Below are 23480 nucleotides of genomic sequence, written 5' to 3' on the forward strand. Positions count from 1 at the left end.
CAAGCAGTGACCTGCCCCGATAAGGGGGAAACCTGTGTCGGGGGATACATGTGGGCACCTCGGAGTTGCGCAACCGCCCGTGGTCGGTCGTGCAGACCTGCTGCTGCCCGTCACCGCCTGTGATGAGCGGGGATGCGCCGGGACACACTGCGGTCTCCTTCATGCAGGGCTCCTGCGCACGTCCTGCGCGCACCCCGCCCTCCACTGTCCTGCCCTCGCGGGCCCCATGCCAGTTATTGAACGCCGGTCAGTCAGGCGACTAGATTGGCCACCATGACCAATGACTCCACCGCCAGCACCCTTCACGCTCGTCGTCCACTCGATGAGGATCGTCTCCACGCCGCACTGGTGGAGCAGGGACCCTATGCCCGGTTGGATTATTCCACCTCAACCGGATCCACCAACGCTGATCTGCTGGATGCAGATCGGGAGGGTGCCCCGGATTGGACCGTGGCCACCACTGATTACCAGGACAGTGGACGAGGTCGTCTCGGGAGGCCCTGGACCGCGCCGCCGGGGTCGCAGGCCATCTTCTCCCTCCTTTTCCGCCCTGACCGCTCCCACCTGGAACACCTGGGTACCATCCCCCTGGCGTGTGGCCTCGCCCTGATGGACACGCTGGAAGAGCTCGGTGTGACAGACGCGGGTCTGAAATGGCCGAACGATGTCCTGGTCAATGGCGGAAAGCTGTGTGGAATCCTGGTGGAGGCGGCCTCCCTGGATTCGGACCCGGCGGTGGTTATCGGCATCGGTGTCAATCTCAACCTCACCGGGCAGGAGCTGCCGGTGGCCCATGCAACCTCCCTCGCACTGGAGGGCATTCCGGTTGACCGCACGGATTTCCTCATCAAAGTGCTCGGCCATCTCCACCGCAGGCTGTCGGATTGGGAACGCGGTGAGAAGGTCTGGCTGGATGATTACCGGGCGGTGTGTTCCAGCCTGGGTCAGGATGTGCGCGTGATCCTTCCAGGGGAGCGTGAACTGCTCGGTGTGGCCGTCGGTATCGCCGAGGGAGGCCAGTTGATCGTCCGGGACGGTGACAATGAAACCCACACCCTCAACGCCGGTGAGGTGACCCACCTGCGTCTGCAGTAGGGTGGAAAACATGCCGGGGAAAGCAATGAGCAGGAAGGTCAACAGTGGGGAACAGGTGTATGTGGACCTGACCTCACCGCTGTCCACCATGCTCTTTCCCGTCCTGGAGCTGATTGTCATCACCGGTGTGTGCTGGATGGGCATCGGTTATATGGACCGCCTGCCCGACATGTTCGGGTACACACCCGCCACGGATTTTCCTCCGGGAACGCGCGAACTCATCCTTGGCATCTGGGCGGCCTTGAGTGCCTGGCGTTTCGGGCTTCCTCTGTGGCGTCAACGCCGTTTCCGGATCACGGTGACCGACCGGAAGCTTCTGGTCCGTCCATCCGGCCTCCGGTCGAGGTATGACTCCATCCCGATCACTTATATGCGGGGCGTGCAGCGTCGGCGCAACACCCTCATACTGGGCGTGGGGGGCCAGAGCCGTCCCTATGTGATCAACAATGTGCCCAAGGTCCGCAAGGTGGAGTCAGTGCTCAAAGATCTGCAGCACTGGTAGGGAAACAGGGTCGGCGCTGGCTATAGTTAGGCGTTGTGACTTCCAATGAATCAGACACCAGCCCAACCCCTTCCCACGTTGATGGCAATCCGGCGGCTCATGCACCGGGTATGCCGGTGGTGACCGTCATCGGTGATGGCCAGCTGGCCCGCATGATGCAGACCGAGGCCATCGAGCTCGGCCAGTCGGTTCGCCTGTTGGCCGGGGCCAGGGATGCTTCCGCTTCCCAGGTGGCCGCCGATGTGGTGATCGGTGATTACACCAACATTGATGATCTCCGTCGCGCCCTCAAGGGTGCAGATGTGATGACCTTCGATCATGAGCACGTGCCCACCGAGCATCTGCGCCAGTTGATCTCAGAGGGCGTCAATGTGCAGCCGGGTCCGGATGCACTGGTCAATGCCCAGGACAAACTGGTCATGCGTAAGCGACTGCGTGAACTCGGTGCGCCGGTTCCGCCTTTCGCCGCGATTGAGAGTGTCGAGGATGCTGAAGGGTTCTTCGATGCGGTTGATGGTCAGGTGTGCCTCAAGGCCCGCCGGGGCGGTTATGACGGACATGGTGTCTGGTTCCCGGCTGATTTGGAAGAGCTTCGGGAACTCGTCGCAAAGCTGCTTGACGCCGGCACCGCGCTGATGGCGGAGAAGAAGGTCGCGCTGTCCCGCGAGCTGTCCGCCATGGTCGCACGCACCCCGTCGGGTGAGACCGCCGCCTGGCCGGTGGTGGAGTCCGTGCAGCGCGGAGGCGTGTGCGCCGAAGCGGTGGCACCAGCCCCCGATCTGTCGGTTGAGCTGCAGGAATCCACCCGCGCGCTGGCTGAGCGCATCGCCACGGAACTCGGTGTCACCGGGGTGCTCGCCGTGGAGCTGTTTGAGACCCGCGATGCCAACGGGCAGCCGGAGATCTTTGTCAATGAGCTGGCCATGCGCCCGCACAACACCGGCCACTGGACCCAGGACGGCTGCGTGACCAGCCAGTTCGAACAGCACCTGCGCGCGGTGCTGGATTATCCACTCGGCTCCACCGAGACGCTCGCAGATGTCACCGTCATGGCTAATATGCTCGCCGCCGACGTGGACCCCGAGCAGCCCATGGCCCGTCGCATGGCTGAGGTGTGGACACGTTACCCGAATGCCAAGATCCACCTCTACGGCAAGGGGTTCCGTCCTGGCCGCAAGATCGGTCACGTGAACATGGTGGGCTCGGACCCTGCGGTGGTCCGCGCAGAGGCCGCCGCCGCCGCCCACTACCTGGTCCACGCCACCTGGGCTTAAACCTGCGCTTATCGACGCCCACCCCCTGCACTCCCCAACCGTGTCCTTGATGGCACGGTTGTTGGTCGGCTCCGCCGGGGCCGATTAGACTTTCACAGGGAAACTAAAAATCTCAGCCGCGCACCTGGAGGAAACATCATGGCACCACTCGTCGGACTCATCATGGGATCTGATTCGGACTGGGACACCGTCGAGCCCGCCGCCGAGGCACTCGCCGAATTCGGTATCCCCTTCGAAGTGGGCGTACTGTCCGCCCACCGCACCCCGGAGCGCATGCTGGCCTATGCCACTTCCGCACAGGAACGCGGGCTCAAGGTCATCATCGCCTGTGCCGGTGGCGCCGCCCACCTGCCCGGCATGGTCGCCGCAGCCACCCCACTGCCGGTCATCGGTATCCCCCGCGCCCTGAAGGACCTCGACGGCATGGACTCGCTGCTTTCCATCGTGCAGATGCCCGCCGGTGTCCCGGTGGCGACCGTCTCCATCGGAGGTGCCAAGAACGCCGGCCTGCTCGCGGTCCGTATCCTCGGCGCGGGTGACCCTGCCCTCATGAAGAAGATGGCTGCCTACCAGGCCGACATGGCCTCCCAGGTGGAAGCAAAGGATGAGGCCCTGAAGAAGCGCCTCATGGGCGGATAGACATCCCTGCCATGAACCCGATTCTCGTGCTCGGTTCCCGTGTAGTGGATGGCCGGGTGGATACGCTGCTGGCCTCCCGCCTGGACCGGGCCGCCGAACTCAGTGGCCGGGACCCTCACACACCCGTGGTGGTCAGTGGCCTCGGGGAGGCTGCGCCCATGGCCGATTACCTGCGTGGGCTCGGCGTGCAGAACCTCATCGAGGAACCTCAGGCCACCAGCACCAATGAGAATCTGGAAAAAGCCCACGCCCTATTGCCCGATACCCGTCAGTGGACCGTGGTCACCAGCGATTTCCACGCCTGGCGCACCTATCTCTGGGCCTGGCACCTCGGCATCCCGATCACCGTGATCACCGCCAGAACCCCGCTGAGCGTGCGTACCCAGATGTTTCTCCGCGAGATGATCGCGCTGCCCCATTCCGCACTGAGGGTGGTGTGGCGCAAGATCGTGGGCTGAGCCGATGGGGGAATCTGGTTTGCTAAGCGTCCTGCTCATCCTCTGTCAGATCTTCTAGATCAAATTTAGAGGAATCCTCTTGGGCATGCCCCAAGCTCAAATCTCGCTGGACAGTCTTCCCAATCGCGGTTTCGATTAGCTGGCATAGATTTTCCCTGCGCGTAGCGAAGAATCCTTCAAAGTCATCATGCTGGAGTGCCATGGGATCGACTAGGTGGGAAGCTAGATTCTCATTCAGCGTTTCGGCCTGAATTCCGGCATCTCTCTGAATTTTTCCTAAGTACAGGGATGGTGCCACCCCGCCTATTATCCGGTTGGTTCGGGCACTGATGGCAGTCTTATTGACGATGGACTCTCTATGTTCATCGTCAATGCCGTTCTCGTAGCACCATTTTTTTGGAAAAATATGGTGGATATCGATGGCTAAATTCGAATACTGTGAGGCACCGAGCTGTTTAGCCTCCATCCAATCACGCGCGCCCTGTCCCATAATAAGCGCATAAACCCCTTTATAAGCAGCAGAATTGCGGGTTCTCATGGAGTGAAGGCGAGACTCGACGAAATTTGCATCAAGCACAGTGCGGGGGAGAGCTTGAGTCTCATCCAAGGCCCATGCGGGTACGGTTTCGAGATCGCGCACGAAACGAGTTTCACTGGCGCCTCCGTATAATTCACCGATCACACCCGACCAGAACCAGCGGACCAATCGCTGCGTGGGTCCTTGGTTTTCCGCAGACTTACCCATGACAACCCGGATGGCAGCTAGCGGAACCAGCTGTTTTGGATAAGGGATGTCGTTAGCGTTGAAGATGTGCAGATCGGCTAGGAACTTAGCCGACCAGAGAAATGCTTCCCGGAGAGCATCTCGGAATTCGAGGTAGTCATTGAGCTCCAAATCCAGGACATCTTCGCGTTTAGCCGAAATCTGCGGGCGACGAGCTGCAGTGCTCGATAGATTCTTCTTCCTAGTTACGAGCATCGTCGCTGCCTGAAGGAAGTCGGTACTTTCCACTTTATTTAGCACCGGTTCTTCCGCGAATAAATGTTGTGTCTCCCTCCAGTCATCGTTGAGACGGAAATCTTCACCGCTCTGGGCGTAATAAGATGCATCTCCGGCATACAGTGCAGTCAATAACTCGAAAACATTGAGAGGTAGACCCCCGATATTTACTTTCTCAAAGACAGTGGCTACGGCGGCTTTATCGGTATGCCGATCGAGTTCGATTGCAGGAATCTTATAATTCAGGGCCGGCTGAATTATTTCCTTGTTAAGAAGTTTTCTGAACTCAGAATTCCCATACTCCAAGATCCAGTCGACATTGTTCGGATCGACCAAAAGATTGAGCGGGAAATACCCGGCCGCACACTGCTTTTCAATTGTGCTGAGGTCGAGGACAATATCTCGCCCAAAATTCTCTCGAATGACGCCATCAGCAGGAATTGAAATAACTGCTTCATCCATTCGAGAAGGATCAGTCACTGCCGTTTCAATATTGAGAAAATATCTCCGCTCCAAAAGTTTTCCGGAAGTATTCTTTGTGTGGACAACGCCGTCCCCGGTTAGTGCCTGGGTGAGAGAGGTGAGGCGTTGCTGCCCATCAAGTAGCAACTTCTCGGGCTCTGTTCCCTTTTCAAGAGTTACTCCCATGATTGACCGTGGTTTGAAACGAACCTGTGAATTACCGGTCTCTAGGAGCATCACCACTCCAAGAGGATGCCCCCGAAGAACTGTAATCAGGAGTTGGCGGATTCGTTCATCATCCCATTTATAACCACGTTGGAAATCCGGTAGCTGGATTTTTCCAGCCAGGGTTTCCGAGAGATACGTCTGAAGCGAGTACATCGGTGTTTGGAAACCCATCGTTAATCTCCTGTATGTCGAATGATCTATCGAGCTATTCCCACTCTATCCCCGGATAGATCTCGGCATATATGTTTTCTGCACGGGGAGGAACGGTCGACGATCTGGCAGGGGAGAAATGGAAACCACTCTTCGTTGGCAGCCCATTAATTATCCCAGAGACACATGGCAGTGGAGCGGAATCATTAGCTGGGCAGTCGCCAATGTCATAGGAAGGATGATCGGGTCGAGTGACAATCAGCCACGGTGCTGTGGACACCAAGGAGAATACTCAGATACAACATTCCCCAATAATCTCCGATTATCTGGGGAAACTACGAGTGGAGAGAAGCCCTGTGCAAGTGATGTGGCCGAGTCCGCCCCCCGGTTTCGTCGCGGTCCTACTGGCGTCTTGCCCGCCACATGCTCACTGTTGCCAGGACAAGCACCAGTGCCAGCAACGCAGGCCAGACCTTCGGCTCGGGCTGAAACACATTGATCACTGCCTGGATGAGGGCGATGAAGGCAAAGAACCCCAGGAATCCGATGAAGGCATCCAGCTGGAGGCTGGTGCGTTTCGCTTCGGAGGGGTCCCGGGGGTCGTGGTTACTCATGTCCACCACTCTAGGTCAGTGGGTTTATGCCTTCACACCACCTGCGGTCAGGCCGGAGACAATGCGTCGCTGGAAGATGAGCACCATGATGATCAGTGGAACGGTGACCAGCGCGCCGGCGGCCATGACCGAGGCATAGGGGTACTCGAAGGAACTCGGTCCAGAGAAGCGTGCGATGGCGACGGTGACGGGTTCAGTCGCGGTGGTGGACAACTGACGAGCCAGCATGAACTCGTTCCATGAGGCGATGAATGCCAGAATCGCGGTGGTGAACAGTGCTGGAGCGGCGAGGGGAAGCAGGATCTTCCTGAACGCCTGGCCCCGGCTGGCGCCGTCCACACGGGCGGCCTCCTCAAGTTCCCACGGCAACTGCCGGAAGAAGGACACCAAGGTGTAGATGGTCAGGGGCAAGGCGAAGGAGATATTCGGGATGATGAGCGCCTGGTAGGTGCCGATCCACCCGATATCACCGAAGAGCTGGAACAGCGGCGTCACCAGCGCGATGCCCGGGAACATCGATGCAGCCAGGATGATGCCGGTGACGATACCCTTGCCGGGGAAGTCCAGGCGAGCCAGCGCATAGGCGGTGAAGACACCCACCACCACGGCGAGGATGGTTGTGGTGAGACTGACGATCAACGAGTTACCGATTGCCGCCAGGAAGTTATTGCCCTTGTCGGTGGCCAGTGCATCCCGGAAATTCTGAAGGGTCACATGGGTTGGCCACGGGGTGGTATCGAAGGTGTGGCGGGAATCGCGCAGTGCCGTCACCACCATCCAGTAGAAGGGGGCCAGGCCCCAGAAGAGGATGAACACCACACCTGCGTAATTGAGGATCAGAGCCCTGGTTTTCTTCTTCATGATGATGCCACCTCATTTGCTACAGCGGCACCGGTGATGCCGACTCCTGCTGTTGCGACCTCTGGCTGCTTGGATCCGGTCTTTCTTCGGCGGGATTTCCTGCCCCCGCCCCGACCGGAGACATCCGCCCCGAGGAAACGGATCATCATGAAGGCCACGAAGAAGATGAGCAGGAAGATCAGCGTGGACAGGGCCGACGCGGAGTTGAAGTTGTTCTGGCGCATGTCCTCCACCACCAGTTGGGAGATCACAGCGGTTGGGGAGTTGGATGACGCGGAGATCATGATCACGGGCAGGTCATACATGCGCAGCGCGTCCAGGGTGCGGAACAACACCGCCACCATCAGTGCGGGCTTCACCAGTGGCAGTGTGATCTTGGTGAACTGCTGCCAGGGGGTGGCGCCGTCGACGCGCGCTGCCTCGTAGGTGTCCTTGGGGATCATCTGAAGCCCAGCCAGGATGAGGAGAGCCATGAACGGGGTGGTCTTCCAGACATCGGCCAGGATGACCGCAGCACGGGCTGCCCACGGGTCGGTGGTCCAGCTGATGCTCAATCCGAATAACTCATTGATGATTCCGCGGGGTGCGAAGAGGAATTGCCACAGCTTTGCGGTGACAGCGGTGGGGATTGCCCAGGGGATCAGGACCGCGGCGCGCACCAGGGCACGGCCACGGAATTCCTTGTTCATGATCAGTGCCATGCACATGCCCAGGATGGTTTCTAAGGTCACGGTGACCACGGTGAAAAAGAGGGTGATGCGCAGCGCCGGCCAGAAATCGGTGGCCAGGGTGCCGGGTGGGCAGGTGCCTACGGTGCCATCGGCGCCCATGCAGCGCTGGGTGAGCCAGTAGAGGTAATTCTCGAACCCGGCGAAACCACCGTCGGTGAACAACCCGGTGGCGGGGTCCAGGCCTTTGTCCGCCTGGAAGGACAACCAGATGGCGCGAACGATGGGATATCCGATCACCACCGCCAGAACAATCATGGCAGGCGCGATCAACCACATGGCTGATCGCGCCTGTTTCATCTTCGCCATGTTCCCAGCACTCCTTTATCGGGGACGGATGGACAGAGTAATTATCGTGTTATGTGGATCATAGAACCCCGGTGCTGGTGAGGGAACAGTCACCTGGCTATTTATAGAAATCCGCCCGCAGATTCACGCCGTGTTCCAGCCACACCTTGAGGGCAGCCAGCATGTCGGTCCATCCCGCGCAGTTGCCGAACGCATCCAGGGAGCCGTTCGGTGTGGGTCGCCAGCCCTGTCCGGTGATCGTGACCCGGGTCCGGGTGTAGTCATCAGCAGCCTCGAAAATGAAGGTGATGGTGGTGGTGCCACTGTCGGTCACCGTGTCGGTGCCTGCCCATTCCAGCACCAGGCGGCGGGAGGGGACAGCCTCCACAACGGACACCGGGAATGCTCCCGGGAAGTCAGCGAAATCCCACGTCAGGGTAGCGCCTGATTCCATGCGGCCCTGAGCACCGCCGGTGGTGAAATACCGGGAGAGTTGACGGGGATCCGCGATGGCCTCATAGACCTGTTCGGGGCAACGGGAGATGAAGCCATAGGTGCTGAATGAGAGTTCTTCAACGGTGCCGGAAGATTGCTGGTGTGACATGGTGACTCCTCTGTAGGGAAGGCGAGACAACTGAACTACAGCACAACAACAATCCTCCGGCCACCTGAGGTGACCGGAGGATTGTGAGGGGTGGAGAGAATCAGCCTGCTAGCTGGAGGCGTTCTCGATGGCTGCCTTCATGTCGGCGGTGGCCTGGTCAACATCGACATTGCCGTTGAGGGCTGCGTAGGCGTTGTCCTGGACGGCCTTGGAGATGGCGGTGTAGAACGGGGAGACCGGACGTGGTGCGGCGTTCTCCAGGGATTCCTTCAGTGCGGGCAGGTATGGGTACTGCTCGATCAGGTCCTCGTCATCGTAGATGGAGGCGAGTACCGGTGGGAAGGAATTGTCGGCGAACCAGGTCTGGTTCTCCTCGTTGATGATGAACTCGATGAAGTCACGGGCGGTGGCCTTGTTCTCGGAGTTCACGTTGATGCCGTTGTTGTAACCGCCGAGGGTGGATACACCCACGCCGTCCTTGCCCACGAGTGGCTGGACCTGGAAATTATCGGCAGTTGCTTCGGAATCCTCGGCGTTGGTGTACATGTAGGGCCAGTTGATGGCGTACGCGGTCTCGCCTTCGGTGAAGGCCAGGTTGGTCTCTTCCTCGGTGGCGGCGGTGGACGCGGAGGAGATGGTGCCGTCCTCGTAGGCGTCGACAAGCGCCTGCAGGCCTTCCTTGGCCTCATCGGAATCAACGACCACGTTGCCGTCATCGTCCAGGACGGAGCCGCCCCAGCCTTCCATGAAACCGACGGCGTTGACGGTCAGACCCTCGTACTGCTTGAGCTGGGTGGTCAGGCAGTCAACTTCAGCCTCTTCAGCCAGGGTGCAGGACTCGACCAGGTCGGCCCAGTTCTCTGGTGCCTCAGGAACGATATCGGTGTTGCGGAAGAGCAACTGGCCGTTCGTGTTCTGCGGGAGGGCGTAGAGCGTGCCCATGTAGGTTGCGGAGTCGACGGTGGACTCGAGCAGTCCGGAAGTGTCAACCTCGAGGTCATCCTCGAGAGGTGCCAGCCACTGGTTGGCAGCGAAGTCCGCGGTCCAGACCACGTCGAGTGCCATCACGTCATAGTCGGAGTTGCCCGCCTGAAGTGACTGGACCAGGGTTTCGCGCTGTGCGTCGGCTTCACCGGCGAGCTCATTGAGCGTCACCTGCTCATCCGGGTTCTCCTCATTCCACTTGTCGATCACCGGGATGATCTTGTCAGTGTCATTCTTACCCATGGCGAAGGTGATGGGGCCACGGCCCTCTTCACCCGAGGCTGCGGTGGTGGTGGTCTCGGCATCATCGGACTCGGAAGCACAACCGGCCAGGGCGATCGCTGCGATCAGGCTGGTTGCGGCCAGTGATACACCGGTCTTGCGGGAAAATGTGGACATTAAAGGTCACCTTTCTTAGCAACAGATGACTTAAATCTAATGACCTTGGCCACTATTTCGCACTGATTTGCCAGAAATTACCCCCGTTGCCGGGGGCGGTGCTTATCGACGCCACCCCCGCGCCACCCGTCACCCGATGCGATCCCCACTGGTTGGATCGAAGCGGTGTGCCACCGCAGGATCGAAGGCGAAGCTGATGGTGTCACCGGGTGCGGGGACCACAGTCTCCGCCCATCTTGCCACCAGGCGGTCCCCACCGATGGAGGCATAGACATAGGATTCCGATCCCAGCTCCTCAACGATGTCCACCACACCCTCCATCACGATGTATCCGGCGGGCACCTCACCTGTGACCACCACCATCGATTCGGGGCGGACCCCCAGGGTCACGCCGTCGTGGGGGAACAGATTCATCGACGGTGACCCGATGAAGCCAGCGACAAAGGCGTTGACCGGGGCGTCGTAAAGCTCTCTGGGTGGTGCCACCTGCTGCAGCAACCCGTCTTTGAGAACCGCAACCCGATCACCCATCGTCATGGCCTCCACCTGATCATGGGTGACATAGACCGTGGTTGTGCCCAACCGGCGCTGCAGTGCAGCGACCTCCGCGCGGGTCTGCACCCGCAGCTTGGCATCCAGGTTGGACAGCGGCTCATCCATGAGGAACACCTTGGGGTTGCGGACGAGTGCACGCCCCATGGCCACACGCTGACGCTGGCCACCCGAGAGGTCCTTTGGCTTGCGGTCGAGAAATTCAGTGAGACCGAGAATATCCGCTGCTTCATTGACTTTGGCATCAATCTCAGCCTGAGGCAGCTTGGCCAGTTTCAGGGCGAAACCCATGTTCTTGGCCACCGACATGTGCGGATACAACGCATAATTCTGGAACACCATGGCGATGTCGCGGTCAGCTGGTTCCTGATCCGTCACATCCTGGCCATCGATCCGGATCACGCCGGACTCAACCTCCTCCAACCCTGCGAGAGCACGCAGGGTGGTCGATTTACCACACCCTGACGGGCCCACGAGAACCAGGAATTCACCATCGGCGATCTCAAGATCCAACTCGTGGACGGTGGGGCGCTCCGCGCCGGGGTAGCGGATGGAGACGTTGTCAAAGGAAACGGTGGCCATAACTAAAGAAGTTAGCAGTGCCACACCATCTTTGGCATCACTGGTCAGATGCGTGCGGTGACCTTTTCAGATTGCGCGATCTGGTCCAGGCGCTCCGTGTCAGCCAGACCGGACACCACCACCACAGAACCCCCCACCGCCAGTGGCATCAGAACAGTCCGCATGAAACTGTCCTTGTCCGACCAACCCGTGCTGAGCACCCTGGCCCCCGGGGTGGCATCCGTGGCGCCGACAATCTCAGACAGCGTGCGGGTGGGATTGAAAAACTGATCGCCGTAGAAACGGACCGTCGGGCCGAAATCAATGGCACCACGGGGTAGTTCGCCGCCGCTTTCCACCACACCCCGCCCGAAGGGATCATCGCTGACCAGAACCACATCACCGTTGTCCCGGCTGGTGCTGAAACGATCCGGGGAAGTGAAGACGGCATCCGCCCCGTGAGCCCCGAAGACCACGTTCACGTCAGCTGCCAGTGCGCCCAGCACGATCACTGCGGCCTGCCAACTGATGGGCAGGTCAATGGCGATCGTGGAATCCTCATCCAGGTCAAGTTCCTCCAACAGCATATTTCCCACCTTGGAGGCCCAGTTATCCAGGGTGATGGCGGAAAAATCGAGGCGCGCACCGGTGTTCTCGTTATAAACGGTGAGACGCGGCGCGGCGGGGTCTGATTTAAGAAGGTGGGAGAGCAGTTCCATATGACCCAGGGTAGGGAAAATGCACCACCAGTGTGGCGTGGGGGCTACCCTGTGTCCTCATGGATCTGGGTTTGGTTTTCGCCTTCTGGGGAGTGTCAGCGGCTCTGGCCTGCACACCCGGGGCCGATTGGGCGTATACGATTGCCGCGGCTCTGAAGAACAGGTCACCCATCCCGGCCATCCTGGGGATGCTGGGTGGCCACCTCCTGGTGATTCTGGTGGTTGCCGCGGGCGTCGGGATCGTGATCACCGGTCTGCCCTGGTTGCTGACCCTCATGACGGTACTGGGCTCCCTCTACCTGATGTGGCTGGGATTCGGCATGATCCGTAGGCCACCGGAGATCCGCCGGGGCGAGGCAGCCATGGGGGATTCCGTGACTGGGCAGGTGGCCAAGGGGTTTGCGATCAGCGGACTCAACCCCAAGGTGTTTCTTCTCATCCTGGTGATCCTGCCGCAGTTCACCAACGCCACCATGCCGGTACCCGTGGGTGTGCAGATGCTGGTGATCGGCGTTGTACATCTCATCAACACAGTGATCGTGTACTCCGCGGTGGGTTATTTCGCACGTGCCTTGTTACGTACACGGCCGGGGGCCGCCCGCATCGTCTCGTATCTCTCCGGTGGACTCATGATCCTCATCGGTGGATTCATGCTGGTGGAGAGACTGTTCTGAGCACTGGTCAGTTCACGCAGCGGGGTCCGTCACCACCGGCGTCGATCTCCGGGCTGAGGATCGGATCCCCGGACGCACCCATGCCGGGCTGTCCGACAGACGACGGGGACGCCGCCACTTCGGCGGTGGGGCCGGTGTAATCGATGTGCGGGATCACGATGATGGTGTCAGCATCGAGGGAGGAATTGGCCACAATCGGGAGCCCGCCCAGTTCTTCAGCGATGGCCAGGGCCTGTGGATCGGAGGAATCCGCCGCCAGCACCTGAGATTCGAAGTACAGGCCCTCGGCAGCATTGCCGGTGACCTCAATGGTGTACCCGAGGGCTTCAAGATGCGCTGCCACGTTGCCCGCCAGCCCGGCGGTCCCGGAGCCGTTGAGGACATGGATCATGGTGTCCGCGTTGTTCGGCCCCTGTGGAACGGACTGGTCTTCATCGGAGCGTTCCTCCTCCACCGGTTCGGTGTTCCCGAGGGCGTCCTCAAAGAAGGCGTTGACCTGGCTGACATCCACGGTGACCACAGATTCACCATAATCACCCACACCATCGATGGAGGTCACCGGAATGGTGGTGAAGGTGACATTGCCACCGGCGAGGTTCTGCAACTGGGTGGCGAAACTCATGACATCCCAGCCTTCATCGATGATCACTGAACGCATGACGGCATCTGCCAGGGCGGAGAGCTTCGCCGGGTTGGTCAGGGTGCCGGAAGAAAGGACATGGTTAACCAATGAGGCCATGAAGGCCTGCTGGCGGACGATACGATCCAGATCACCACGCGGGAGTCCGTGGCGTTGGCGGACAAACGACAGCGCGTCGGAACCACCCAGGGTCTGACGGCCAGCTGTGAAATCCGCACCCGACAGTGGCTCGTTAACCGCCTGATTGAGGCACACATCGACGCCACCGACGGCATCGGTGAGCAGCACAAAGCCCAGGAGACCGATCTCAGCATAGTGGTCAACGGTGACCCCGGTGAGGTCGGAGACCGCATCGATAAGACCCTCACGGCCGGACTCCTTGGAACGGGACTCCAATTCCGACTCATTGGTGAAACCCTGCTCCGCCAGCTCTGCGCGCCGGGCATCCTTGTGGGCACCGTACACCCCGTTGATCTTCATGTTGCCGTACTCATCATCGCGGATATAAGTATCACGCGGGATGGAGACAGCCGAGGCGGAGGAACCGTCATTGGGGACACGGATCACCATGATCGTGTCGGTGTTGTCATTTTCCTCATCACCGGCACGGAGCATGGCGAGTTCCTCGTCGGAGAGAGTGTTGCCCTGGGCATCTGAACGGGAATCAGAACCCACGAGCAGGATATCGGTCGCACCATCCCGGGCCTGACCATCCTTGACACCCTCACCACCGCCGAGTGTGAGATTGCCCGCATTGGCCACATCATTGATGCTTCCCACGGCGAAATATCCCAGTCCGGAGATCGCCAACACCAACACTGACAGGAAAGCCACCACAGCTCTGATGAAGACCGGGCCGGCCTGCTTCGTGGACTGTACTGCTGCGGGAGCTGCTTGGATATCCCGAACTGGGCGGTACTTTTCGGTCACGGCGGTGCAAACCCTTCGCAAATGGATCGTGGGCGGCACCCATGTGGGGGACAGGGGGCGCCTGATAAAAGATACTGTCTAGGGATTCTAGGCCACCGGGTGGCTATTTCCTCAACAGCTATCGGGAGTGGCGGTGACCCCCGGTTGCCACTAACGACTAAGCTCTGATGGCTGTGAGTAATCCTAAGCCACCCATTGCCGTGATCACGGTGACGTATTCCCCCGGAGAACATCTGGCGTCTTTCCTAGATTCCATCGCCGGATCCACGGAACGTGATGCCGTGGTCATCATGGCGGATAACGGTTCTGTCGACGGTGTTCCTGAAAGAGCGGCGCTGGAGCGGGAGAACGTTGAATTCCTTCCGACAGGTGGCAACCTCGGATATGGAACCGGGGTGAATGTTGCCGCACGGGCTCTGAAGAAGCGTCGGGAGGCCGGGGAAATTGATAACGAATACTTCATCGTGTCCAATCCTGATGTCGTATTCGGCGAAGGGTCGATTGATGAGTTGATTGGGTGTGCGGGTCGTCGACAAGCAGCAGGCAGCGTCGGACCACTCATCCGCGAGCCGGACGGCTCGGCGTACCCCAGCGCCCGCGCCATCCCGACGCTGAGCAATGGCATCGGGCATGCGTTGTTCGGATCCATCTGGAAATCAAACCCATGGTCAACTGCCTACCGCAACGACCAGGACATGAGCTCCGAGCGGACTGCCGGGTGGCTCTCCGGTTCCTGCCTCCTGATCAGGTGGGACGCCTTCGACCGGATCGGTGGTTTCGACGAACGCTACTTCATGTACATGGAGGACGTTGATCTGGGCGATCGGCTGGTTCGCGCCGGATATGACAATGTGTTTTGTCCATCCGCGGAAATCGCCCATGCCCAGGGGCATGTTGCGGATAAGCACCCGGAGATCCTGCTGCCTGCACATCACGAGAGCGCGTACCGTTTCCAGGCCGATCGACTGTCCGGTCCTGCGTTGGCGCCGATCAGGCTCGCGCTCCGGGTCGGGCTGAAGGCGAGGGCTGCGCTGGTGATTTTCATGTCAGGACTGTCACGTACACGGTCAGGGGATTAAAATATCCCGACGGGTGCACAACCGGATTGTCATGCCTGAGTTCGATCCGGGTCCATTGTGGGCTTAGTATTTACAGAGTTTGGCGCGGAAAATAGCGTAAAAGCTGTGCCTGATAAAACGGTTCGGGGACGTGCCCAGCCCCACCGTCCTCACATTGAGCAGAGAGTGAAAAAGGAATTTATGTCTAGTTCTGAAAGTCCGAGCCCGGTGGATGTGGATGCGGTCATCCTCGTCGGAGGTAAGGGAACCCGTCTCCGTCCGTTGACAAACAACACCCCGAAGCCCATGCTCCCGACAGCTGGACACCCGTTTCTGAAGCACCTCCTGGCAAGGATCAAAGCTGCGGGCATCACCCACGTCGTGCTTGGAACCTCCTTCAAAGCCGAGGTGTTCGAGGATTACTTCGGCGACGGCTCGGATCTTGGACTCGAGATTGAATTCGTGGTGGAGGATCAGCCTCTGGGCACCGGTGGTGGTATCCGCAACGTCTACGACAAGCTGCGCCATGACACCGCGATCGTGTTCAACGGCGACGTGCTCTCCGGTGCGGACCTGGGTGACATCCTTGAAACCCACCGTGAGAAGGAGGCGGATCTGACGATGCATCTGGTCCGCGTCCCTAATCCACGGGCTTTCGGATGTGTCCCCACCGACGCTGACGGCAGGGTCCTGGAATTTCTGGAAAAGACGGAAGACCCACCGACGGATCAGATCAATGCGGGTTGTTATGTCTTCCAGAAGGAACTCATCGAGGCGATCCCCGCTGACCGCGTTGTGTCCGTAGAGCGCGAAACCTTTCCGCAGCTGTTGCAGGAGGGCAAGAAAGTTGTCGGCCACGTGGACACCTCCTATTGGCGCGACATGGGCACCCCTGATGATTTCATCCGGGGTTCCGGAGACCTGGTCCGTGGCATCGCCCCTTCACCGCTGCTGGATGGGCGTACGGGTGAGGGACTGGTCGATCCTTCCGCTGGTGTCCGCGACGGCGTGATCCTACTGGGCGGCACCGTTGTGGGACGGGGTACGGAAATCGGTGCGGGGTCCCGACTCGACGGCACCGTGGTCTTCGACGGGGTCACCATCGAACCGGGTGCGTTCATCGAGAATTCCATCATTGCTTCCGGCGTGAAGATCGGGGCTAACGCCCATATCTCCAACTGCGTGATCGGTGAAGGCGCCCAGATCGGTGCCCGCTGTGAACTGACAGGCGGAATGCGTGTCTTCCCCGGAGTGGTGATTCCCGACGGCGGGATCCGCTTCTCTTCTGATCAATAAAGTCTCACGAGCTGGAGCCTGCCGGGGGAGGGGCGGGCTACCAGTACGATGTCCGCCCGCGGGGTGATCCATGCGGCAAGGCAGGACACCGGGGGTGCCGGGTTCTTCGGCATCCTGGGGGTGCGCGGTTGTGTAGTGGGGCAGGGGGCGGCCCTGTTATTGGGGATGCTGGTTGCTCGGTGTGGACATGGTGGGTACGTGATGGCGAGGGGGTCTGCCGTGATGTCAATTGTTGCCCGGTTGAGCTGTTTCTGCTTCCGATACAATCCTGAAACCAAATTATTCCCGTGACATGTGTGCGACACGCCGATGTAGTGCCTGGATGGTTTCATCCGCCCACCTGATACCCATATCTCGTACCCCCGCCGCCCACCCCCGCGATGGGGGCTTCGTGGCTGGTGTTGCTTATGTGACTGGTGTGAAAGTGGCGGGCGCCGCTTTTGATGATTTTTTGAATAACGGTTGACGGCCTAACATTGCCACGTGTGTAATCGGAGTGTGTAACCAAACCGGGTTGAGCGTTAGAATGCGTTTGATCCGAGGCCGGAATGACCGGCTTGAAATGCGAGAGGGGGCGAGTGAGTGAAAGATTCAGCAGAACAGCCTGCATTGCATATCGCAAAGTCACAGACTCTTTCCGCATTGGAAATGACTCTGGATGAACTGTTCGGCGCTGCGGAGCAGGAATGGCAGGAACAGGCGCTGTGTGCGCAGACGGATCCGGAGGCGTTTTTTCCGGAGAAGGGTGGTTCCACCCGGGAAGCCAAGCGGATCTGCCAGGCATGCCCGGTGCAGGATGACTGCCTCGAGTTCGCCCTCGAGCATGATGAACGTTTTGGCATCTGGGGTGGCCTCTCAGAACGCGAACGCCGCCGGCTCAAGCGTGAAATCATCTAAATAGCCAACATTCAGTGGGCTCCGGACCTCTTTGAGGTGTGGGGCCCGTTTTTTGTGTGCCCGGGAGATGGGGTTGCCCTCTCCTTTTAAACCCCCAGCCTGTGGGAAGCGATTCAGCAGCATCATGGCCTAGGATAATCCGGGTCTGAAAATAATCTGTATGAAAGGTGGGCTCCTCAGTGACCCTCTCATCAAAGGCCAAGGGCCTTGTCGCCGGAATCGTCGCCGTCTGGCTCATCGTGATAGCCGGGCTGGTAGCAGCCACAGCCATGACGCAGGCCGGGGATAACTCCACCGCGTCCACCGCGGGAGCTCTCGAACGGAATGTCCTCGGGGTGGAGAACATGGGACTCAATGTCACAGCGTTCGCCTTCGCTGATATCTATGGTCCGGAGTATGTGGCCGCTGGCATCATCTGTGCGGGGGAGACCCCGGACAGCATCGCTGAGGGTTACGGCATCGGCGAGAGTGAACTGGCACCCCTGGAACTTGGTGAGGAAGGTGTCCCTTCCGGAGTCAGCTACATCGCGCTGATGAATGCGGATGGCGGCGTTGACTATGACAAGATCGACTCCTCCAAGGTGGAGCTGTGCCTCACCCCGATGACCGGTCTGTTTGACTCCCGTTCCATGCTTCCACTGACAAAGGTGGAGCCGGGTCTCTGGGCTCTGTTTGCATAACACCTTTCAGCAGTGAAGATTTCCCGCCAAGGGGCCACACGCATCGTGTGGAACCCGAGGCGGGTTTTTCGTCGACAAGCAGTTGTTACCCGGGGTCGCGCTGTCTGTCTAACGGTTGCTGGCTAACGGTTGCTGTCTAGCTGGTGCTGTCTAGCTGTTGAAACCGGGATCGATATCCTGCGGTTCCACGTTGAGGTAGTTCGCCACGAGCGAGATCAGAACGTGGGTGAGAAGTTCGTGGCGTTCAGCGCTGCTGGTCACCCGCTGCTCGATGGGCATGCGGAAGATGACGATGCGGGCGCGAGTCGGATTCCCCTGCGGGTCGACGGCCGGTGGGATCACCCGCCCCAGTGGGACGGGGCCGTCCGCGGTGATTTCATCGGGCAGGATCGTCATGTCAGCACTCAGACGCATGCGCGGCACGGTATCCACCGCGATATCCAGATTGGTCAGCTCTTTACGATAGGCCGCATAGAGCGGCCCGTATGCCTCCAGGACGGCGCGGTCAAAAGCTTTACGACGAGAAGCATGTCGCGGCACCTCTGTCGGCATAAGCGGTCCCCGGAGCCCACGGCCACGCCTGTCGCGGAAAGTTCTCGAATGCATAAGCCCAGATTCTAAACCCTGTGAGCTGCTGAAAAACGATGGCACGCCGGAACAACCAGTGGGGAAGAGCGGGTCGTGACTATCCAAACCTCAACCCAGGGTCTAAACTTTGACATCGTGAGTCAGTTCCGTCGTTGTTCCCGCCCCGGTTGTGGCAAGCCTGCCGTCGCCACCCTCACCTACGCGTACTCAGAGTCCACTGCTGTCGTAGGTCCGCTCGCCCCCGCTGCGGAACCGCACAGCTGGGATCTCTGTGAGCACCATGCCGAGCGCATCACCGCGCCCCTCGGTTGGGAGATGCTGCGCGTCAATGACATCTTCCCGGAAGATGATGAGGATCTCACCGCACTGGCTGAAGCCGTCCGTGAAGCCGGGCGCAACGCCAGCGGCCTGGTCGCCTCCGAGGAGGAGGTAGGTGGCAACCATCCGGTCAACCGTTCAGCGAAGCGTGCCGAATACCGTGCACACCGCCGCGGACATCTCTATGTGGTCCCGGAGCCTGAGGACCAATAATCCTCAGCTCCGCTGAGGTGGTGCCGGTGTTGACCGATGGACACGCCTGAAACGCCGCTCAATATTTCAGGTCCATTCGTGGATCCCTGATGAGGGCTATTAATACTGTCATCTAATACTGTCGTCGTCTCATGATCAGAAGGCGAGGGTATGTGTCGGCGCTTCTGCTGTCACGGCTAGCACTGCTGAGACCGGATGGGATCAGATGGGGACCTGGGTCCTATCTCAATCGATGTCTCTCTACAGACGGCACGTGGAGTAAGATTGCCGGGAATCAATTGCTCTCTACCTGGTGAGGATCTATGCGTACCCGTGAATCTGTAACAGCCGTGATCAAGGCATATGATGTCCGTGGCATCGTCGGTGTTGAGCTGGATGCTGACTTCATCCGCGAGACGGGCGCCGCGTTCGCCCGCCTGATGCGCAGCGAGGGCGAGGACACCGTCGCCATCGGACACGATATGCGTGACAGTTCCCCGGGGCTCGCCCAGGCTTTCGCCGAGGGCGCTATCGCCCAGGGGCTCAATGTCGTCCACATCGGGCTTGCCTCCACCGATGGGCTGTACTTCGCCTCCGGCACACTGAACTGCGCCGGCGCGATGTTCACCGCCTCCCACAACCCGGCGGAATACAACGGCATCAAACTCTGCCGCAAGGGAGCACGCCCCGTCGGACAGGAAACCGGACTGGCCACCATCATTGATGATCTGGTCAACGGCGTGCCTGACTATGACGGCGAGAAGGGATCACTCAGCGAGAAGGATCTGCTCGGCGCCTATGCCGCGTACCTCAATGAGCTGGTGGACCTGTCCGACATCCGTCCCCTGAAGGTGGCTGTGGACGCGGCCAACGGCATGGGTGGGTTCACCGTGCCCGAGGTATTCAAGGGTCTGCCCCTCGAGATCGAACCGCTCTACTTCGAACTGGATGGCTCCTTCCCCAACCACGAGGCCAACCCACTGGAACCCGCGAACCTTGTTGATCTGCAGAAGTTTGTCGTTGAGACCGGCGCGGATATCGGACTTGCCTTCGACGGGGACGCTGACCGCTGTTTCGTGGTGGATGAAAACGGCGATCCGGTCAGCCCATCGGCTGTCTGCGCGATTGTGGCGGAACGCTACCTCGAGCAGAAGCCCGGTTCCACGGTCATCCACAACCTCATCACCTCCAAGTCCGTGCCAGAGGTCATCGCTGAAAACGGTGGCACCGCGGTGCGTACCAGGGTCGGTCACTCCTTCATCAAAAATGAGATGGCCAATCACGGTGCTGTCTTCGGTGGCGAGCACTCTGCGCACTATTACTTCACGGAGTTCTTCAACGCCGATTCCGGTATTCTCGCCGCGATGCATGTCCTGGCGGCACTGGGAGGTCAGGACCAGCCGCTGAGTGAGATGATGGCGCAGTACAATCGGTATGCAGCTTCCGGTGAGCTCAACTCACGCCTGGCCAATGCCGAGGCTCAGGCGGAGCGGACCCAGGCTGTGCTGGATGCCTTCGCCGACCGCACCGAGAGCATCGATCGCTTGGATGGGGTGACTGTGGAGTTGACGGGCACGCCTGCGTGGTTCAATGTCCGGGCTTCCAACACCGAGCCATTGCTGCGTCTCAATGTGGAGGCTCCCAGCCAGGAGGAAGTGGACGCCCTCGTGGAGGAGATCCTGGGCATCATCCGCGCATAGCGGTTTCCTGCCTTGTTCCGCAGGCCGATCTGTAGACCGGTTCGCAGGCCGGGGGCTAGACAAGGGGCTAGGCAAGGGCTGCAGAAAGCTTGAGGATTTCTGCTAGAACCCTGCTGAACCTGCTGAGTATCCACCACCGGAGAGATCAAAGTCCTTATCCTTGAGGTAACGATGAAAGGGTGATTGATTCCCAGTGGTGGATTCTTTCTATGACGGTTCTTCCTATAACCAGGAAACAGTCAGATTTTATGATGTGGCCTATGAGGGGGCACAGGTTCGGGTGATCGGCAGTTTCGTCGAATCCGGAGCACTCGCCCCGCTGGAGGGGCTCCGGCCCCGCAGCGTGGTGGTACTGATCAGTGGCCAGATCAATCAGAGCTGTGCCCGCATGGTCGAGGCGCTGCATGCCCCGCTCCGGCAGCCCTTCGTTATCACTGCGGCTCTCCCCAGTTATGTGGGCGCTTTGGATGTGGTCATCGTGGTGACCGATGACGGAGGGGATGAAGAGTCCCTCAAGGCGTTGATCACCGCCACCCAACGTGGTGCGACCACGGTTCTGGTCGGCCCGGTCGATGGGCCCCTGGTGGAGGAAGCCCCTTCAGATGTGATCATGGTGCCCACGCTGCCCACCGCGACAGCAGCGTCTCCCTCCCGGACTATTGCTTCGCTCACGGCGATCCTTGATCTGTTGGAGGAAGATCCCAGGATCGTGGCCGACCGCATGGCGCATGTAGCGGATTCGGTGGATGAGGAAATTGAATCGTTGTCACCGGAACGTGATGAACTAGTCAATCCGGGTAGGAAGTTGCGCATGGTCGCAGATGGATTCCGCATTGTTCACACCGGCCGAACCGAGTGGGGGAATGCAATCGCCAACGTCGTAGCCGGTTTATGGAACAAACGTGGTCTGGTTTGTGGTGCCCTCGACGGAGAGGAACTTTTTATGGCATTGCCTGATCTGCGTGGTCCGCAACCGGACATCTTCCACGACCCGTTCCTGGATGAGGATGCCCGGATGGTACCGTTTAGGGCTGTTGTCTGGGCGGAGGAAGAGCCTGGAATCCCCGATGCCGTGGCGCAGTTCTGCGATTTCAACGGCAGGGGGCCACTTGCCTCGACCTTGCGTCTGATTGTCCGTGGTCAGTCAGCGACTGTCTATGCCGTAGAAGAAAGGGATGTGTAAATGGAGCTGTTGGAGGGCACACTGCGCGCCTACCCGTGGGGCTCACGCACCCTGATCCCCGAGTTGCGCGGACATGAGTCCCCATCGGGCAGGCCTGAAGCGGAGCTCTGGTTCGGTGCGCATCCGGGTGCCCCATCGACGATCAACGGCACCGCACTGGATCAACTCATCGAACAGAACCCACAGCAGATGTTGGGTGAGCGCGTCGCGCGGGAGTTCGACGGACAGCTGCCTTTCCTGATGAAGATCCTCGCTGCGGGCGCGCCGCTGTCACTCCAGGCACATCCCTCGCTCGAGCAGGCGAAGGACGGCTACTCCCGCGAGAATAACGCCAGCATCGCCTTCAATGCGCCCAACCGTAACTACCGGGATGCCAATCACAAACCTGAGCTCATCGTCGCACTCACGGATTTTATCGCCATGGCTGGCTTCCGCCCGCTAAAGCGCACCCTCGAACTTTTTGATGCCATCGACTGCCATGAGCTGGACCATTATCTCAGCATGCTGTCGGTGGACACCGAGGAGGAGAGTCTCCGGGCCCTGTTCACCACCTGGATCACCATTCCGGTGGGCAAGCGCCATGAGCTTCTCGACGCCCTGCTCGCCTCCGCTCACCGTTATATCGACGGCGGCGGCGCGGACGCGGAGTTCCGCTTTATTCTCTCCCATATCATTGAGCTCCACGACCGTTATCCCGGCGATGTGGGTGTGCTGGGTGCTCTGCTGTTGAATTTCTATGAGCTCAAGCCTGGCGACGGCATCTTCCTGGATGCAGGCAATCTCCATGCCTATATCTCAGGCCTTGGTGTGGAGATCATGGCCAACTCTGACAATGTTCTCCGTGGCGGGTTGACCTCCAAGCATGTGGATGTCCCGGAGTTGGTGCGGGTGCTCAACTTCAAATCGTTGAGCAACGCGGTCGTGGATTCTGTCACCGACGGCAATATCCACCACTATCCTGTCCCGGTCAGCGAATTCACCATGGACCGGGTGCGGGTTGATGGCACCCACACCGCTGAACACGATGGCCCCATGATCATCCTGTGCACCGACGGCGCCGTCACCCTCACACATGGAGATCAGTCCATCGACCTCAGCGCGGGTCATGCGGCCTGGATCCCCGCTGAGGATGGGGTGATCGGACTGACCTCCGACAGTGCAGAGGTGTTTATCGCCACTGTCTGAGCTGACAGGCACTGAAAAAAG

At 59.7% G+C, this 23480-nt stretch carries 24 protein-coding genes; 14 read left to right on the forward strand and 10 right to left on the reverse strand.

The features are described 5' to 3' along the window. Window positions 1-273: 273 nt before the first annotated feature. The 5 genes from CFAEC_RS03085 to CFAEC_RS03105 all read left to right on the forward strand — a co-directional run bounded on the left by CFAEC_RS03085 (window position 274) and on the right by CFAEC_RS03105 (window position 3968). Entirely contained in the window at window positions 274-1095 is an 822-nt protein-coding gene (locus CFAEC_RS03085) for a biotin--[acetyl-CoA-carboxylase] ligase (protein ID WP_290278717.1), read from the forward strand. 10 nt (window positions 1096-1105) lie between these two features. Then, a complete protein-coding gene (locus CFAEC_RS03090) occupies window positions 1106-1597 on the forward strand; it encodes a hypothetical protein (protein ID WP_290278718.1) in 492 nt (163 codons plus the stop codon). A gap of 35 nt (window positions 1598-1632) precedes the next feature. Beyond that, window positions 1633-2871: a 5-(carboxyamino)imidazole ribonucleotide synthase gene (locus CFAEC_RS03095; protein ID WP_290278720.1), complete on the forward strand. Its 1239-nt coding sequence runs from the start codon at window positions 1633-1635 to the stop codon at window positions 2869-2871. Window positions 2872-3009: 138 nt separating this feature from the next. Next, a complete protein-coding gene (purE, locus tag CFAEC_RS03100) occupies window positions 3010-3510 on the forward strand; it encodes a 5-(carboxyamino)imidazole ribonucleotide mutase (protein WP_290278724.1) in 501 nt (166 codons plus the stop codon). 11 nt (window positions 3511-3521) lie between these two features. Then, window positions 3522-3968 (forward strand): YdcF family protein, encoded by a 447-nt coding sequence (locus CFAEC_RS03105; protein WP_290278726.1) that lies wholly within the window; start codon window positions 3522-3524, stop codon window positions 3966-3968. A gap of 22 nt (window positions 3969-3990) precedes the next feature. On the opposite strand, the gene CFAEC_RS03110 is transcribed toward CFAEC_RS03105, so the two are convergent. The 8 genes from CFAEC_RS03110 to CFAEC_RS03145 form a co-directional block, all read right to left on the reverse strand. After that, window positions 3991-5829, reverse strand: a complete 1839-nt coding sequence (locus CFAEC_RS03110; protein ID WP_290278727.1) for a GmrSD restriction endonuclease domain-containing protein — start codon at window positions 5827-5829, stop codon at window positions 3991-3993. A gap of 380 nt (window positions 5830-6209) precedes the next feature. Next, window positions 6210-6422 carry a hypothetical protein gene (locus tag CFAEC_RS03115; RefSeq protein ID WP_290278729.1) on the reverse strand — a complete coding sequence of 71 codons (213 nt, stop codon included), beginning with the start codon at window positions 6420-6422 and terminating at the stop codon, window positions 6210-6212. Between the two features lie 24 nt (window positions 6423-6446). After that, window positions 6447-7283 (reverse strand): carbohydrate ABC transporter permease, encoded by an 837-nt coding sequence (locus CFAEC_RS03120; protein WP_290278730.1) that lies wholly within the window; start codon window positions 7281-7283, stop codon window positions 6447-6449. Further along, the gene (locus tag CFAEC_RS03125) at window positions 7280-8320 is read right to left on the reverse strand and encodes a carbohydrate ABC transporter permease (RefSeq protein ID WP_290278732.1); all 1041 of its coding nucleotides are present in this window, start codon (window positions 8318-8320) and stop codon (window positions 7280-7282) included. The genes CFAEC_RS03120 and CFAEC_RS03125 overlap by 4 nt, the downstream gene beginning before the upstream one ends. A gap of 97 nt (window positions 8321-8417) precedes the next feature. Further along, window positions 8418-8903, reverse strand: a complete 486-nt coding sequence (locus CFAEC_RS03130; RefSeq protein ID WP_290278734.1) for an SRPBCC domain-containing protein — start codon at window positions 8901-8903, stop codon at window positions 8418-8420. A gap of 108 nt (window positions 8904-9011) precedes the next feature. Further along, the gene (locus CFAEC_RS03135) at window positions 9012-10286 is read right to left on the reverse strand and encodes an ABC transporter substrate-binding protein (RefSeq protein WP_290278735.1); all 1275 of its coding nucleotides are present in this window, start codon (window positions 10284-10286) and stop codon (window positions 9012-9014) included. A 129-nt stretch (window positions 10287-10415) separates the two neighbouring features. Continuing rightward, window positions 10416-11420 (reverse strand): ABC transporter ATP-binding protein, encoded by a 1005-nt coding sequence (locus CFAEC_RS03140; RefSeq protein WP_290278737.1) that lies wholly within the window; start codon window positions 11418-11420, stop codon window positions 10416-10418. Window positions 11421-11464: 44 nt separating this feature from the next. Further along, window positions 11465-12118, reverse strand: coding sequence for a TIGR03089 family protein (locus tag CFAEC_RS03145; RefSeq protein WP_290278738.1), 654 nt, complete (start codon window positions 12116-12118; stop codon window positions 11465-11467). A gap of 59 nt (window positions 12119-12177) precedes the next feature. On the opposite strand from CFAEC_RS03145, the gene CFAEC_RS03150 reads away from it, so the two are divergent. Further along, entirely contained in the window at window positions 12178-12792 is a 615-nt protein-coding gene (locus tag CFAEC_RS03150; RefSeq protein ID WP_290278740.1) for a LysE family translocator, read from the forward strand. 7 nt (window positions 12793-12799) lie between these two features. Here the strand turns inward: CFAEC_RS03150 and lcpA are convergent, their stop codons facing one another. After that, window positions 12800-14362, reverse strand: a complete 1563-nt coding sequence (gene lcpA, locus CFAEC_RS03155) for an arabinogalactan--peptidoglycan ligase LcpA (RefSeq protein WP_290278741.1) — start codon at window positions 14360-14362, stop codon at window positions 12800-12802. A gap of 167 nt (window positions 14363-14529) precedes the next feature. Between lcpA and CFAEC_RS03160 the strand changes: the two genes are divergently transcribed. The 4 genes from CFAEC_RS03160 (at window position 14530) to CFAEC_RS03175 (ending at window position 18293) form a co-directional block, all read left to right on the forward strand. Further along, window positions 14530-15441 carry a glycosyltransferase family 2 protein gene (locus CFAEC_RS03160; protein WP_290278743.1) on the forward strand — a complete coding sequence of 304 codons (912 nt, stop codon included), beginning with the start codon at window positions 14530-14532 and terminating at the stop codon, window positions 15439-15441. A 180-nt stretch (window positions 15442-15621) separates the two neighbouring features. Next, window positions 15622-16716, forward strand: a complete 1095-nt coding sequence (gene manB, locus CFAEC_RS03165) for a mannose-1-phosphate guanylyltransferase (protein ID WP_290278746.1) — start codon at window positions 15622-15624, stop codon at window positions 16714-16716. A gap of 648 nt (window positions 16717-17364) precedes the next feature. After that, complete coding sequence (locus CFAEC_RS03170; RefSeq protein WP_290278747.1) at window positions 17365-17613, forward strand: WhiB family transcriptional regulator; 249 nt, start codon at window positions 17365-17367, stop codon at window positions 17611-17613. 179 nt (window positions 17614-17792) lie between these two features. Then, window positions 17793-18293, forward strand: coding sequence for a hypothetical protein (locus tag CFAEC_RS03175; protein WP_290278748.1), 501 nt, complete (start codon window positions 17793-17795; stop codon window positions 18291-18293). 150 nt (window positions 18294-18443) lie between these two features. Here CFAEC_RS03175 and CFAEC_RS03180 read toward each other — a convergent pair whose 3' ends face one another. After that, window positions 18444-18899 (reverse strand): metallopeptidase family protein, encoded by a 456-nt coding sequence (locus CFAEC_RS03180; protein ID WP_290278749.1) that lies wholly within the window; start codon window positions 18897-18899, stop codon window positions 18444-18446. Window positions 18900-19016: 117 nt separating this feature from the next. Here CFAEC_RS03180 and CFAEC_RS03185 point away from each other — a divergent pair, with 117 nt between their 5' ends. The 4 genes from CFAEC_RS03185 to manA all read left to right on the forward strand — a co-directional run bounded on the left by CFAEC_RS03185 (window position 19017) and on the right by manA (window position 23459). Further along, window positions 19017-19412, forward strand: a complete 396-nt coding sequence (locus CFAEC_RS03185; RefSeq protein ID WP_290278751.1) for a DUF3499 domain-containing protein — start codon at window positions 19017-19019, stop codon at window positions 19410-19412. Window positions 19413-19714: 302 nt separating this feature from the next. Continuing rightward, window positions 19715-21091, forward strand: coding sequence for a phosphomannomutase/phosphoglucomutase (locus CFAEC_RS03190; protein ID WP_290278753.1), 1377 nt, complete (start codon window positions 19715-19717; stop codon window positions 21089-21091). Window positions 21092-21287: 196 nt separating this feature from the next. Continuing rightward, on the forward strand, window positions 21288-22274 hold the full coding sequence (locus CFAEC_RS03195; protein ID WP_290278755.1) for a MurR/RpiR family transcriptional regulator: 987 nt from the start codon (window positions 21288-21290) through the stop codon (window positions 22272-22274). Beyond that, window positions 22275-23459 (forward strand): mannose-6-phosphate isomerase, class I, encoded by a 1185-nt coding sequence (manA, locus tag CFAEC_RS03200; RefSeq protein ID WP_290278757.1) that lies wholly within the window; start codon window positions 22275-22277, stop codon window positions 23457-23459. The last annotated feature ends 21 nt before the right edge of the window (window positions 23460-23480 follow it).

The organism is Corynebacterium faecale (assembly GCF_030408735.1).
In the GTDB taxonomy this organism is placed as follows: Bacteria; Actinomycetota; Actinomycetes; order Mycobacteriales; family Mycobacteriaceae; genus Corynebacterium; species Corynebacterium faecale.